The organism is Ureibacillus thermosphaericus (assembly GCF_012396605.1).
Taxonomy (GTDB): domain Bacteria; phylum Bacillota; class Bacilli; order Bacillales_A; family Planococcaceae; genus Ureibacillus; species Ureibacillus thermosphaericus.
Genome location: NZ_JAAXPW010000017.1, coordinates 20,493 through 34,550, shown reverse-complemented (window position 1 = coordinate 34,550; position 14,058 = coordinate 20,493). Strand labels below are relative to the sequence as shown.

Here is a 14,058-nt window from a genome sequence, read left to right as displayed (position 1 = left end):
AAGTCACCTTATCTTTCGGCAATTGCCGCTGGATTTAGCACCTTACTAAAAATTTTTAGTGGTTGCTGAAGCTTCACCGGGCCAGTTCCCTCCACTTCTCTTGATAAGTCATATTCGATTTTAAAATATCAATATAATAACTTACATCATAAAATCAATACTTCATTTTGTCAAGTTAATCAGTCGGAATTATTTAAAAAGTTGTTTATAATTTGTTTTGCTGTTTCTTTCCCGTTATCAATGCATGCACCAATTCCTACGCCGAAATAAGAGCAACCAGCAATGTAAAGATTCGGATAGAGGTTATCTAATTTTGTAATTATTTCTTGCAAAGCTTCGTGATGAGCTAAATCATAAGTTGGCATGGCATCAATCCATTTTGTAATATTCACAATGGTAGGTTGTGCTTCTATATTCAAACTCAGTTGAATATCGTTCAAAGCAACCTTTGTTAACTCTTCATCACTCATTTTCACTAATTCTTGGTAGCGAGGATTACTTTCTTTATAAAACAGTCGAACAAGTAGATTTCCTTCTGTTGAAGTATGCTTCCATTTACGGCTTGTCCAAGTAGAGGCATTACATAATAAGTCGCTGTTGTAGGAAACGATAAATCCAGTGCCATCCTTAGGCAAAATAGAATCTGGTAGATCGAAGCCTACATACATCGTAATGGCTGATGCATTTTTAAATTTGTTGAAATAAGGATTTAATTCATCATTATTTAAAACTTGCTTCACGACTTGGTTGGGCAATGCTAACACAACAACATCCGATTCCAATTTTTCTCCGTTAGCGAAGGAAATTTCATAACATTGTTCTTTCTTCTCAACAAGAACTGTTTCAGTATCTTTATATATTTCTACATCCACAAGCAGTTCTTCCATTCGATCAATTAGTTGAGATAGTCCATTTTTAAAAGAAAGGAATTTTTTATTCGCTTCCCGTTCAAACTTTTCCTGATTTGCTTGCAAACCTTTCATTATACTTCCATATTCATTTTTGTAATCAACTAAGTATGGAAGCGTAGAGGCAATGGACAATTTATAAATGTCCCCTGAGTAAACACCAGCTAATACAGGAGCTATTTGTTTCTCCACGATTTCTTTTCCTAAAAAGTATTCTAAGAAATCTCCGATGGAACTTTCCTTCGTAAATTTCGTATTCGGTATTTCCTCATCTTTTAACACTCGTTGTTTCCCTTCTTCTGAAATTAATGTGCTCGCCTTTAGGGATTCGAGAGTCATAGGAATGCCAAATACAGAGTCCTTTGGAATCGCATGTAATTCATTATTGGTGTGAATATAAGAAATTCCTGTTTCGTTATATACGACTTCCGATTCAAAATCTAGTTCCTTTACAAGTTCAATTACGCTTGGATATCGTGCTACAATGGAATCTGCTCCCGTTTCCATGATGAATCCTTTTTCACGCGCTGTGTGCATTTTTCCGCCAAGGTACGGATTTTTTTCCACAAGTACTAAACGGGCAGGAATTTCGTTTTCCTTTAATTGTTTTTGTAAATAATACATCGTGCAAAGTCCTGTAATTCCTCCACCGATAACTGTTACCGTTTTCATTCTTTACAACTCCTATAAGATCATTTTACCGTACTTTTAGTATAAACTTTTTTTATAACTCTTTCTGTGTCGGCTTTAGTAAATTTCAATATAGTAAACAACAAATATGCTTTTGACTGTTGAATTTATTTCAAAAGGAATTTTGATAATTTATTCAATTTATTAAACAATAAAAAACAGCCCTTTCCACTATACTACAAAGGACTGTTTCACTATATTCAACTAGTTTTTCATAATCCAACTTTAGAATCACAATCTCTTCATAGCATGTAATGTTCTGTCATCCCCACTACATTACGGAATATGGAATGTAGTAATGCAATACTTTTTAGTGTGCTTATTATTAATTATACTCATTTTGCTTTTGTTGTTTTGCCAGTTCTCGCCAGCGGGCTGCCGCTTTTTTATCTACTTCAACATCAATCCCATTTTCGTAAATATATGCGATATTTAACTTTGCTTGATAATCTCCTAGCAACGAAGCTCTCTTATAATAATAAAGTGCTTTCTTTCCGTTTCTTTCAACACCGATTCCATTCTCATATAGAAACCCTAAATTATAAATTGAATCAATGTGATGGTATTCCGCTGCTTTTTCAAACCACTCAATAGCAAGAGGGACATTCCTCTCCCTGCCCAATAGACCCTCAAAATAGATGGAACCCATTCGATATTGGGCATCGAGATCCCCGCCTTCAGCTGCCTTCAAATAATATTGAAATGCTTTTTCGTCATCTCTATTTACCCCAATTCCTTGCTCATACATAATTCCTAATGTAAACATTGCTTCTACAACATTCTGTTTTGCAGCCACTTCAAACCATTTTAAAGCTTCCTTATAATTTACATTTCCTACTTCACCGTTTAAATACATGTCTGCTAAGTTATTAGCTGCATCAGGATTTCCGTTTTTTGCTGCCTTTTTATATAATGAAAAAGCCATTTCAATATCTTCTTCAACGCCAAGTCCTTCGTAATAGCAATTAGCCAACTGATATTGTGCTTCACTATTTCCCGCTTTACTCGCTTTTTGCAACCAGTAAACAGAAAGAGAATATTCCTCCATGATCCTGTATATATCCGCTAATTCAACCATCGCTTCTACGTTCTTTTCATGGGCAAGTTGGTATATATTTTTCGCTTCTAGCATTTGTTCTTCTGTAAGCAAATGACGCAATTGTTGTAAACGCTCTTCAAATCTTTCCTGCATCTCTAATTCCATCACCATCGACACCTTATCTTCATTTAAAATATTCGACTAAATAATTTTTAAATTTCGTTGCAGCAGGAGACATATAACGGCCTTTAACCCATGATACACCGATTTTCCGCTCACAAATGGGTTCTTTAACCGATATTTTTCTTACATTATACTCATTCAATCCTTTAATGTCTGGAATAATCGAAATACCATGGCCAGCACTAACAAATCCTGCTACTGTATGTGGATCTTCTCCTTCAAATGTAATATTCGTTTTAGCAATTCCCACATCTTTTAATAATTGGTCTACAATATGACGTAATGCATTCCCTTTTTTTATAGATACAAAAGGTTCATCTTTTATTTCAGACAAATTGATAAATTCTTTATTTGCAAACCGATGATTTTCTGGAACGATAACAAACAATTCTTCCTTCCATAATTCAATCCATTCAATATCAACTATTTTTGATTCAATACGTTGGGATAAACATAAATCGATATCCCCTTCTTCCAACAATTCTAATAAATTCAATGAAGAAGCTTGAGTTAAAGTAAACTTGATATTCGGATATTTTTCGTGAACATGAGCCATCAATTCAGGCACAATCTCCATCCCTAAAGTGTGGATAAATCCTAATGATACCTCTCCATATCCTGGCATAATCAATCCATTGATTTCCTGTTTCGCTCGATTATATTCTTCTAAAATCGTATTCACTCTTTCCAAAAAAAGTTTTCCATAGCGATTCAATACAATGGAACGGCCTTGCCTATCAAAAAGAGGTACTCCAATTTCTTGTTCGATATTTGAAATCGACTTACTTAATGCCGGCTGAGAAATGTTTAACAATTCAGCAGCGTGAGTCATATGTTCTATTTCAGCAACAACTTTGAAATATTCCAATTGTTGTATTTCCATTTACATACCCCTTTTGTTAATTGATAACCATTTAGAATGGTTTTGATAAAAATAATAAATTGTATTTATGTAAGGCTGTATCTATAATAAGTTTACAAGATTGATTTGCATAACAAAATTCATTTTAAAAAACAAGATATTTTCATTTTTTTTCATTTTATTGTAACATTATTTATAAAAGGAGTACTTCATAATGAAAATCGTTTCGCCAAAACCATTTACTATTGAGACGGGAAAACGCGCTGTCTTATTACTACATGGTTTTACAGGCAACACTAATGATGTGAAGCGTTTAGGTCGTTATTTAGCAGATCGCAATTATACGGTTCATGCTCCTTTATATAAAGGGCATGGAAGTGACCCTTTAACCCTTATTAACACAGACCCGATCGAATGGTGGAATAGCGCTGTTGAAGGTTACGATGAACTTCGCAGAAGAGGGTATAAAGAAATTGCGGTTGCTGGTGTTTCTTTAGGCGGCATTTTCTCACTACGCCTAGGTGAAGAACGACCAATTAAAGCAATCGTAACAATGTCAGCACCAGCGTTATCTAAAAGTGTTGACAGCTTACAACAACGTATTATTAGCTACACAATTAATTACAAAAAATTAACTGGCACATATAATGAAGATGTAGATAAACCAGAAAACTTAGCGAAAACATATCGAATGCCGAAGCTAGAATACTTGCAAGGCATTATTAATGATACAAGCGCAAAATTAAATCAAATAGACAAACCTGTTCATATTTTACGTGGGTTAAATGATGATGAATACTACTGCCAAAGCGCAGATTACATTTATAACTCTGTAAAATCGCGCATTAAATCTGTTAAAAGCTTTATTAATTCAGGTCACATTTTAACTGTAGATAAAGAACGTGACCTTGTATTTGAAGAAGTATATCGCTTCTTTGAAAGTTTAAAATGGGAAGAATAATATTTGAATCTTCTCAACATAATAAATAATGTATCCCCTAGCAAATTCCCCAATTTGCTATAAAATATATGTCCTTGAGACATACATCCCTTTGGCAAGCTACGAAATAGATCCCCGTCTAACTTCGTAGCTTGTTTTTAATTTATATATAGGAGAAGCTTAAATAAGTTAAGCATGTTTTTTACTCAATTACTTTCCCATACACACCGCCTCCGCCAACCTCAATATTTAATTTTCCTCTTCTTGCTAAATCAATTAGATTAGCAATTTTCTTTGGAACCACTTGCTCCAATTGTTCTACCGACACTTCATGTAAAATAGCCATTTCCGTACCGAAAGCTTCAATCAATCGACGAATCGTCTTTGCTCCAACTCCCGGGATAAAATCTAACGGAACTTGATGGATATATGGTGGTCGATGACGAGTAGGGGGTTTATGATCCTTCAATTCGTTTATTCTTTTAGAAACGCCCTTTACCAAATGGCTGCTTCCGCATGCTGAACATGATTCTTCCGATTCAACATGTTCACCACATTCTTGACAAACAGTGGAGTGATACTTTCCTAATAGAGGATTTAATCCATAATTCGCTAAAATCTTTCGGCCGCCTTTTTCTTGTAAAGCGTAAACAAGCTCTTTAAAATTTGCATCCTCCAGTTGAACTTTTTGATATTCTCTTGCCAGTTTCCCTAAAGAATGAGCATCTGAGTTTGTGACGAAAGGATATTTTTCAAGTTCACTAATTCCTTGCACCATATATGTATCAGAGCTCAATCCAAGTTCAATGGCATCAATTCGTTCAGGATCAAACACTTCCGATAAGCTTTTTTCTACTCCCTTTCCATAAAGGCTTTTAAAAGGTGTAAACACATGGGCTGGAATAAATAGCCCCTCTAATTCTTGTACTTTTTGTTGTAAAGTCCTCCCATCACAATAGATGCGTTGTGAACTTAAATGAATATTTTTCAAAAGAGGACGCATCCATTCGGAAAATTTCTTCATGTACTCAAGAGTTGGAAAGAAGGAGAGAACATGAATCGGCCCCTTACAGTGTTCATCAAAAATCTCGATTTCCGAGCCTGGAATGAGTGTCGTCTTATCAAATCGCAATCCCCCTTCCGGAAGAAGCTCAATTCTTTGTTCTTCTACCAGTTGTTCGATTTCCTTTATGACTTCAGGTGAATGGCAATCGATTATCCCAACGATGTCAAGTCCTTTTTGACTTGAGGCGGTTTGTAATATATTTTTTAGCGTTAAATTTTTACTCCCTGTTATTTTTACTGCTCGTCCACTCTCAGTTCTTCCGATATGTATATGTAAATCAACATAGTAATTCTTCATCTTTTCACGTCCTTGTAACTTAAATTTTATTTTAGCATATTTTTTTCGTAAATTTTTCGTATAAAAAAGGACATTACAAAGGAGTTAATCTTTGGAATGTCCCTTTACTCAAAATGTATTTATTAAATTTTTTCTAATGAAGTGTTTCACACATCAATCAAAAAATTAAATAGTGCAACATTATGCTTCTTTTTTCTCTTTTGTTTTTTTCTTTCTTGTGGCAGGTTTCTTTTTCGTTTTATTTAATGATGCTTCTAGAGCACTCATTAAATCGGTCATATCAGGTGGAATGGCTGGATTTTTCTCCGCAGCTGTTACGGTTTCTCCCGCTTTTTTCTGCTCAATCAGTTCGAGAAGTGCTGTACGATACTCATCATGATATTTCTCTGGTTCAAATTTTACCGTCAGTTGATCAATTAACATCAATGCAGTTTCTAATTCTTTTTGTACAACCTTTTCATCACTCGGGATATTCGGAACATCTTTAGCATTTCTAACTTCATCTGGAAAATAAATTGTTTCCATTAACAATGTATCTTCATATACCCGAACAACTGCTAATTGTTCTTTTGAACGTATAGTAATTTTAGCAACTCCGATTTTTCCTGATTCTTTCAACGCTTGACGTAGCAAAGCATATGCTTTCAATCCACCTGTATCAGGTGATAAAAAATAGCTTTTTTCAAAATAAATTGGATCGATTTCTTCTAGCTTGACAAATTCTATAATTTCTACAGCCTTTTCTTCATTTTCTTTCCTCAATTCTTCCAAATCTTCCTCATCCAACACGACAAATTTATTCTTTGCGTATTCATAAGCTTTGACAATCTCTTCACTTTTCACTTCTCTGTCGCAAACGGGACATACCTTTTTATAATTAATGGGACTATGACATTCTTTGTGAAGCTGTCTAAGTTTTACATCTTTATTTTCTGTAGCTGCGTGGAGTTTAACAGGTATATTCACTAACCCAAAACTGATGCTACCTTTCCATATCGTATGCATAGCGTCACCTACTTTTTTCTTATTATGCTTAAATGAAAAATAACTATGTATAACCTTTAACCTCTGTTCAACAATAATGAAAAAAGAGGTTTTCGTCATGAAGCCAATGTTATTAACTTCAGTAGAGGAGTTACCTGTAGGTGACGAGTGGATTTATGAAGCTAAATATGATGGTTATCGAGCGATCTTGGTATGGGAAAATGAAATTCCTACCATTATCAGCAGAAATGGCAACGACTTAACACCACTTTTCCCTGAATTAATTGAATTTTGTAAGCGGTATTTTTCGTTCGTTAAATCTTTTCTTCCACTAACTTTAGATGGGGAAATTGTATACTTAGAAAACAATTTTCGAAGTAATTTTTCTATCGTTCAATCCCGGGGAAAAACAAAAACAAAACAAAAAATTCAACAAGCTAGCCAAAAATTTCCTTGCCAATATATCGCTTTTGATTTACTGCAATTCAAAGGAAAAGAAATGCATTTCTTTCCTCTATCCAAAAGAAAAGAACATTTAAGTCAGCTTTTTTCAAAGGCGAACCTCCCAAAAAATATACAATTTTTCTGCCGTGGACAAATACAATGTATTGAAAGCTTCCAACAGAGGGATGTTCTTTGGAAAATCATTAAAGAGCATAATGGTGAAGGAATGGTTGCAAAACGAAAAACAAGCCTATGGATTAGTGGAAAGCGTTCAACGGACTGGTTAAAAATAAAAAACTGGCGACTTGTATCCGTTGTTGTCCATTCCTTCAACAAAGCAAACGGCTATTTTACAGGTGCAATTTTTAAAGAGCATCAATTAATAGAAGTAACAACTTTTAAACATGGTTTGTCCGATGAAGAATTTAACACATTGGGATCGTTTTTTGAGACGAAAGGAGAAAAAATCTCCAGTTCAATTTGGACTTTACCTCCTTCCATTTGCGTTGACATTGCATGTATCGATTTTGATGGAAAAACATTAAGAGAACCTCGTTTCCATTCTTTTCGTTTCGATTTACTACCAGAAGAATGTAATTGGAAAACATTTTTAAAACAACTTCATCCCATACCCGAACATGTACAAGTTACTCATCCTGAAAAACCAGTCTGGCCGAAACTTAATTTATTGAAAGATGATTATATTCTTTATTTAGACATGATTGCTCCCTATTTGCTTCCCTTTTTACAAAACCGAGCTCTAACGGCGATTCGTTATCCACATGGCGTTCCTGGCGAAAACTTTTATCAAAAAAATGTACCAGACTACGCACCTGATTTCGTTCAAACTATGCGGATCGATTCTATTGATTATATTGTTTGCAACGACATACCCACATTATTATGGCTAGGCAATCAATTAGTATTGGAATTTCATATTCCTTTCCAAACGATTAACACAACCTATCCAACAGAAATCGTGTTTGACTTAGATCCACCTTCCGTCAGCGAATTTCCATATGCCATTGAAGCAGCTCTAAGAATGAAAGCAATTTTTGATCGATTTCAGCTGCAATCATTTGTCAAAACGTCTGGCGGAAAAGGTTTGCAACTCTATATACCGTTGCCAAAAAATCAATTCACCTATGATGAAACCCGCATCTTTACTGAATTCATTTGTAAATTTTTAGTAAATCAGGAGCCGAATATTTTTACATTAGAGCGGTTAAAAAAGAAAAGAGGAAATAAGTTGTATTTAGATTATGTGCAACATGCAGAAGGAAAAACAATTATTGCACCATATTCTCCCCGTGGAAATGAATTAGGCTGTGTCGCAACACCTCTTTACTGGGAAGAGGTGAAAGAAGGATTGCATCCAAATAACTTTACGATTCCAAAAGTGGTTGAACGACTGAATACGTTAGGCAACCCATTTAACAATTATTTTGAGGCTGGAGAAAAACAGAATTTTAAAGAAGTCATTGAAGAATTAAAAAATATATTAAAATAAAAAATCCTCCATCAAAATTGATGGAGGTCCATATTAATGATGATGATGGTGATGATGGTGTTGATTACCTTGAATTTTACATAATACAGAATCTTCATGTACATGATCAGCATCTTCTATTTGTACGGTCATATGTGCAATTCCTAAATGCAGCAGTTCATGCTCAATTTTTCTTAATATCTTCTGAGTTTCTTTTAACGTTAAATGTTCATCTACCACTGCATGACAGGATAGTGCGTTTTGTCCACTTGTAATACTCCATACATGTAAATCATGGATACCGATAATACCAGGCGTATTGCTAAATAATGAAATAATTTCATCTATATTGACGTTGCTTGGTACACCTTCCATTAAAACATGAATGGCATCTTTCGTTACTCGATAGCCGCTATTTAAAATAATTATTGCCACAATAATACTTGCCACTGGATCCATCCATCCCCAGCCAAGGAACATGATGGATAGTGCTGCTACAATTGCTGCAACTGAACCTAACATATCTCCAATAACATGAAGAAAAGCAGCTCTCATATTTAAATTATCGTGAGTATCGCCACCGCGCATTAATATCCAAGCCACAAGCACATTCACTGCCAACCCGACAATTGCAATTCCAAGCATACCAACAGATGCAATTTCCGGAGGGGAAATGAAACGTTCAATTGCTTCAATAACAATAAAAATTGAAATAAGAATTAATGTAACACCATTAAAAACCGCCGCTAATATTTCAAAACGTCGATATCCATAAGTTCTTGAATAATCTGCAATCTTTTCACCAAACTTGAAGGCAAGCACACCAACTCCTAGCGATACTGCGTCACTCAACATATGTCCAGCATCCGAAAGAAGTGCAAGACTGTTTGTTAATAAGCCGCCAATTGCTTCTACAATCATATATGTAGCAATAATGAAAAATGCAATAGTTAATGTTTTTTTGTTAGCACCATGAGTATGATCATGGTGTGCATGATTATGGCCATGCCCCATCTGTAAACCTCCTTTATATTAGTATATATTCATATAAAAATAAATGTTCTTAATGTTTAGAATGCTCTATTGTTTGATGTAACATATGCATCACGTGGTCATCATCGTGAGAATAGTAAAGTGTTGTACCTTCTCTGCGATATTTGACAAGCCTTAAGTTTTTTAAAAATCGTAACTGATGAGAAACGGTAGGTTGACTTAAATTTAATTTTTTTGCAATCTCATTAACCGAATACTCATTGTGTGAAAGTAAATATAAGATTCGTATTCGAGTTGGGTCGCTTAACGCTTTAAACGTTTGAGAAACTAAAAATAATGTTTCATCATCTAAATCATTATGTTCGGAATTTTCTTCTTGATGAATGAATTCGTTTTCCATGTTTAACACACCCCGAATAATTTCTTATATGAACATTTGTTCATATAAATATATTATAAATCATAGATTTCTCTATGGGAAGTAGTGAAAGAATTTAATTTACTCTAAATAAATATCGACTAATTAATGTTAAAAAAGATAGTATTCGTGAAATTTTGACATCTATATAAGCGATTTGATAAATAGCTTTGTCGTAAATTGTCGGAAAAATCTGTTTTTTGATGTATTCAATTTTTCTTTTATTATATGTACACTAAAAACTATAGTTTCAAAAAAATCCTTTGGAGGTAAATTTATGAATAGGGTACTATTTTTTGCTTTTGTACTATCATTATCATTGATGCTTGCGGCATGTAACAGCAGCGGAAATAATCAAGCCAGCGACAATGATAAATCAGCTGCAACTGATGGTTTAGATACGAACATTGTAACAATCGCAACAGGAGGAGCAAGTGGTCCTTACAATATTATTGGTTCAACACTTGCCGACCAATATACCAAAACATTTGATGTGAACTCCCGCACTCAAACAACAGGTGCTTCTGTTGAAAATATTAATTTATTAGAACAAGGTAAAGCAGAAATTGCATTTGTCATGAGTGATGCTTTATCCCAAGCTATTAATGGTGAAGTAAGTTTCAATGAGCCAGTGAAAAATGTATCTCATATAGCAACTTTATATCCAAATGTTGTACAAATTATTACAAAAAAAGGAACTGGTATTAATACGATTGAAGATTTAAAAGGTAAACGCGTTGCCGTAGGTGACCAAAATTCAGGGGTTGAAATCAATGCACGCGTGTTATTAAAGGGACATGGCATTACTTACGATGATTTGAAAGTGGATTATTTGGGTTATGCAGAAGCAGCTGATGGATTAAAAGCGGGGACAATTGATGCCGCCTTCTTAACAAGTGGTCTTCCTAATGCTTCAGTATTAGAATTAGCCGAATCAATCGATTTACAATTAGTTTCAATCAATCCTGACAAAGTGGCAGAAATTGCAAAAGAACATCCGTACTTTGTTGCTTACGACATTCCAGCAGATACTTACGGAAACAAAGAAGCGATTCCTACAGCAGCAGTTCCGAATGCACTAGTAGTTCGTGCAGATATGAGTGAAGATGATGTATATAAATTAACAAAACAATTCTTCGAAAGTTTGCCAACATTACAAAATGCTCACCAAGCAGCAAATGATATCACATTAGAAGGTGCACAACAAAATATTGTTGCACCGCTTCACCCAGGTGCTAAACGCTTCTATGATGAACAAAGTCAGTAAAACACTTCTCATGGGAGGTACGGGTTTTCTCGTCCTCCTTTTCTTATCCCACTTGATCAAGTTTCCTCTCTTAACTTTTGAAATTAAGGACCACCTACTTTGGTCAACCAATAAACATTTCGCAATCAAATGGATTCATTCTGTAGAAAAGGAAGAATGGGTGGAGTTCTATGAAATAAAAGAAGACGCTTTGTTATTAACAAAAACAAAATTTAAAACTTTCGGTGCCGGGGTTCCAAGCACCCCAAAAGAGAGTAAACAAGCAGCATTAATAGATGGATTTGTAGAATTGGAAATTAATCGTTCCTTTCCATCCATTCAACTAGTCGTATCTGAAAATGTGAAGAGTACCTTAATTATCGATGATAAAGAAATTTTATTATATGAACTGGCGGGAGACTACGAACCCGTAACCATTTCCATACAAACAATTTCTCTTTGGGACATGTTATTGAAGGGGGAATGTCTATGACACAAACAATCAAAGAACCAGTCCTTTCAGAAAATATTTCGGACGAAAAAATACAAGAGGTTTTGGAAAAATACGATGCCGATTCGAAAGTGAGAAAATACAATTCAAAAAAATTAATTATTTTTGTTAGTATTCTTTGCATTTTATATTCATTATTTCATTTGTATACAACTTTCAATCCGCTCCCTACACTTCTCATGCGATCCATTCACTTATTATTTGCGATGGGACTTGTTTTCCTCCTTTATCCTACATACGGAAAACAAGGACGAGATAAAATTCCAGTATACGATTGGCTCTTGTTTGGTTTATGTCTTGTTTCTTGCGGCTATCTATTTATGGAATACGAAGAAATTATGACTGCTAGAGGAGGCATTCCAAATACATTCGATATCGCAGTTGCCATTATGACTGTTTTACTGGTACTTGAAACTGCAAGACGTGTAACAGGTTGGATTTTACCTCTGTTAGCACTGGCATTTTTAAGTTATCCATTCTTCAGTCATCAAGCTTGGCTGCCTCGTATCATGATGACACGTCCCTTTGATTTAGGAGATATTTTTGGACAATTGTACTTAAAAACGGAAGGATTATTTTCTACTGCAATTGGTGCCTCTGTGCAATATATTTTCCTTTTTATTTTATTTGGTTCATTTTTAGCCAAATCTGGAATGGGACAGTTTTTCAACGACTTAGCTCTTGCTCTTGCAGGCCATAGACAAGGTGGTCCTGCAAAAGTTGCAGTAATTTCGAGCGCCTTTATGGGAAGTATCAATGGTTCAGCAGTTGCCAATGTCGTTGGAACAGGTGCATTTACCATTCCATTAATGAAAAAAATTGGTTACGAGAAAAACTTTGCAGGCGCCGTTGAAGCCAGCGCTTCGATTGGTGGGCAAATTTTGCCTCCAGTAATGGGAGCCAGTGCATTTATTATGGCTGAAACCACAGGAATCAGCTATGTTACAATCGCCCTTGCGGCAATTATACCAGCGCTTTTATACTTCTTAGGTGTTATTATGCAAGTTCACTTCCGGGCAGGTCGTACCAATTTAAAAGGGATTCCGAAACCTGATTTACCACGTGTAAAGGAAGTATTTAAAGAAGGCGGCCATTTAATCCTTCCTCTTATCGGGCTTATAGTATTACTCGGTTCAGGTATGCCTGTTGCTCATGCTGCCTTTTGGACAATTATCATGACAATCGTTGTCTCTGCCCTTCGTAAAAATACACGAATGTCCTTTAAAGACATTTTGCTTGCTCTCGAAGACGGGACACGCCAATCATTATCGACAGTTATAGCATGTGGTGTAGTTGGAATTATTATTGGGGTAGTCAACTTGACTAGTTTCGGTGCTACGTTAACATCTGCCATCACGACTCTTGGGAGTAATAGTTTATTTTTAACATTATTCTTGACGATGATTGCTTCGATTATCTTGGGAATGGGCTTACCAAGTATTCCAGCTTATATTATTACTGCAACGATGGTTGCACCTGCATTAGCGGACTTTGGAGTGCCAGTTTTAGTTGCACATATGTTTGTTTTCTACTTTGGTATTTTCGCCAACATCACGCCTCCTGTGGCTCTTGCTTCCTTTGCCGGTGCGGGGCTTTCAGGCGGAAGTCCAATGAAGACCGGTTTTATTTCCATACGTTTAGCACTTGCAGGCTTCATCGTTCCGTATATTTTTGTCTATGCACCAGAGATGTTATTAATCAATCCAACAGGACTTCCAATGAATGCAACAGAATTCCCGTTTGCCTCTCCATTTAACATTATAACGGTGACCGTTTCTTCTATAATAGGTGTAATAGGCATTGGTGCTGCAATTGAAGGGTACTTTAAAACAAATGTCAATATAGTCCTTCGTCTTGTACTCGCTGTAGGATCATTGTTATTAATTATTCCTGAATTTTACACAGATATAATTGGTATAATCACTGTTTTAGGTATCTTCGCATTCAATACACTTCAAGCAAAAAAACAACTTAAAAATGCATAGAAA

At 35.2% G+C, this 14,058-nt stretch carries 12 protein-coding genes and 1 riboswitch; of the genes, 5 read left to right on the top strand and 7 right to left on the bottom strand.

Annotated features, from left to right (window positions below):
* Positions 1-5: 5 nt before the first annotated feature.
* A riboswitch (SAM riboswitch) is annotated at positions 6-110 on the bottom strand.
* Positions 111-179: 69 nt separating this feature from the next.
* The 3 genes from hemG to HF990_RS08345 all read right to left on the bottom strand — a co-directional run bounded on the left by hemG (position 180) and on the right by HF990_RS08345 (position 3,703).
* Entirely contained in the window at positions 180-1,580 is a 1,401-nt protein-coding gene (hemG, locus tag HF990_RS08355; RefSeq protein WP_168412402.1) for a protoporphyrinogen oxidase, read from the bottom strand.
* A 343-nt stretch (positions 1,581-1,923) separates the two neighbouring features.
* Positions 1,924-2,802 carry a tetratricopeptide repeat protein gene (locus tag HF990_RS08350; RefSeq protein ID WP_016838943.1) on the bottom strand — a complete coding sequence of 293 codons (879 nt, stop codon included), beginning with the start codon at positions 2,800-2,802 and terminating at the stop codon, positions 1,924-1,926.
* A gap of 19 nt (positions 2,803-2,821) precedes the next feature.
* Positions 2,822-3,703 (bottom strand): LysR family transcriptional regulator, encoded by an 882-nt coding sequence (locus HF990_RS08345; RefSeq protein WP_016838942.1) that lies wholly within the window; start codon positions 3,701-3,703, stop codon positions 2,822-2,824.
* A 193-nt stretch (positions 3,704-3,896) separates the two neighbouring features.
* Here HF990_RS08345 and HF990_RS08340 point away from each other — a divergent pair, with 193 nt between their 5' ends.
* Positions 3,897-4,643 carry an alpha/beta hydrolase gene (locus HF990_RS08340; protein WP_016838941.1) on the top strand — a complete coding sequence of 249 codons (747 nt, stop codon included), beginning with the start codon at positions 3,897-3,899 and terminating at the stop codon, positions 4,641-4,643.
* Positions 4,644-4,824: 181 nt separating this feature from the next.
* On the opposite strand, the gene HF990_RS08335 is transcribed toward HF990_RS08340, so the two are convergent.
* Complete coding sequence (locus HF990_RS08335; protein WP_016838940.1) at positions 4,825-5,985, bottom strand: endonuclease Q family protein; 1,161 nt, start codon at positions 5,983-5,985, stop codon at positions 4,825-4,827.
* 180 nt (positions 5,986-6,165) lie between these two features.
* Positions 6,166-6,990 carry a non-homologous end joining protein Ku gene (ku, locus tag HF990_RS08330; protein ID WP_096549768.1) on the bottom strand — a complete coding sequence of 275 codons (825 nt, stop codon included), beginning with the start codon at positions 6,988-6,990 and terminating at the stop codon, positions 6,166-6,168.
* Positions 6,991-7,087: 97 nt separating this feature from the next.
* On the opposite strand from ku, the gene HF990_RS08325 reads away from it, so the two are divergent.
* Positions 7,088-8,923 carry a DNA ligase D gene (locus HF990_RS08325; RefSeq protein WP_168412401.1) on the top strand — a complete coding sequence of 612 codons (1,836 nt, stop codon included), beginning with the start codon at positions 7,088-7,090 and terminating at the stop codon, positions 8,921-8,923.
* Positions 8,924-8,956: 33 nt separating this feature from the next.
* Here HF990_RS08325 and HF990_RS08320 read toward each other — a convergent pair whose 3' ends face one another.
* Both HF990_RS08320 and HF990_RS08315 read right to left on the bottom strand, forming a co-directional pair.
* On the bottom strand, positions 8,957-9,916 hold the full coding sequence (locus HF990_RS08320; protein WP_096549770.1) for a cation diffusion facilitator family transporter: 960 nt from the start codon (positions 9,914-9,916) through the stop codon (positions 8,957-8,959).
* A gap of 49 nt (positions 9,917-9,965) precedes the next feature.
* The gene (locus HF990_RS08315) at positions 9,966-10,304 is read right to left on the bottom strand and encodes an ArsR/SmtB family transcription factor (RefSeq protein WP_340715121.1); all 339 of its coding nucleotides are present in this window, start codon (positions 10,302-10,304) and stop codon (positions 9,966-9,968) included.
* A gap of 286 nt (positions 10,305-10,590) precedes the next feature.
* Between HF990_RS08315 and HF990_RS08310 the strand changes: the two genes are divergently transcribed.
* Genes HF990_RS08310 through HF990_RS08300 form a run of 3 tightly spaced genes read left to right on the top strand, consistent with a single transcriptional unit; the run spans position 10,591 to position 14,055 of the window.
* Complete coding sequence (locus HF990_RS08310; RefSeq protein WP_016838935.1) at positions 10,591-11,580, top strand: TAXI family TRAP transporter solute-binding subunit; 990 nt, start codon at positions 10,591-10,593, stop codon at positions 11,578-11,580.
* Positions 11,561-12,052 carry a DUF1850 domain-containing protein gene (locus HF990_RS08305; protein WP_016838934.1) on the top strand — a complete coding sequence of 164 codons (492 nt, stop codon included), beginning with the start codon at positions 11,561-11,563 and terminating at the stop codon, positions 12,050-12,052. The genes HF990_RS08310 and HF990_RS08305 overlap by 20 nt, the downstream gene beginning before the upstream one ends.
* Complete coding sequence (locus HF990_RS08300) at positions 12,049-14,055, top strand: TRAP transporter permease (RefSeq protein WP_168412400.1); 2,007 nt, start codon at positions 12,049-12,051, stop codon at positions 14,053-14,055. Before HF990_RS08305 ends, HF990_RS08300 begins: the two co-directional genes overlap by 4 nt.
* Positions 14,056-14,058: the final 3 nt, after the last annotated feature.

What these genes read in the sequence shown, in the direction of transcription:
- HF990_RS08340 (WP_016838941.1), top strand. Translation starts at nt 3,897, where the DNA reads ATGAAAATCGTTTCGCCAAAACCATTTACTATTGAGACGGGAAAACGC.
- hemG (WP_168412402.1), bottom strand. Translation starts at nt 1,580, where the DNA reads ATGAAAACGGTAACAGTTATCGGTGGAGGAATTACAGGACTTTGCACG.
- HF990_RS08335 (WP_016838940.1), bottom strand. Translation starts at nt 5,985, where the DNA reads ATGAAGAATTACTATGTTGATTTACATATACATATCGGAAGAACTGAG.
- HF990_RS08305 (WP_016838934.1), top strand. Translation starts at nt 11,561, where the DNA reads ATGATGAACAAAGTCAGTAAAACACTTCTCATGGGAGGTACGGGTTTT.
- HF990_RS08300 (WP_168412400.1), top strand. Translation starts at nt 12,049, where the DNA reads ATGACACAAACAATCAAAGAACCAGTCCTTTCAGAAAATATTTCGGAC.
- HF990_RS08310 (WP_016838935.1), top strand. Translation starts at nt 10,591, where the DNA reads ATGAATAGGGTACTATTTTTTGCTTTTGTACTATCATTATCATTGATG.
- ku (WP_096549768.1), bottom strand. Translation starts at nt 6,990, where the DNA reads ATGCATACGATATGGAAAGGTAGCATCAGTTTTGGGTTAGTGAATATA.
- HF990_RS08325 (WP_168412401.1), top strand. Translation starts at nt 7,088, where the DNA reads ATGAAGCCAATGTTATTAACTTCAGTAGAGGAGTTACCTGTAGGTGAC.
- HF990_RS08350 (WP_016838943.1), bottom strand. Translation starts at nt 2,802, where the DNA reads ATGGAATTAGAGATGCAGGAAAGATTTGAAGAGCGTTTACAACAATTG.
- HF990_RS08345 (WP_016838942.1), bottom strand. Translation starts at nt 3,703, where the DNA reads ATGGAAATACAACAATTGGAATATTTCAAAGTTGTTGCTGAAATAGAA.
- HF990_RS08320 (WP_096549770.1), bottom strand. Translation starts at nt 9,916, where the DNA reads ATGGGGCATGGCCATAATCATGCACACCATGATCATACTCATGGTGCT.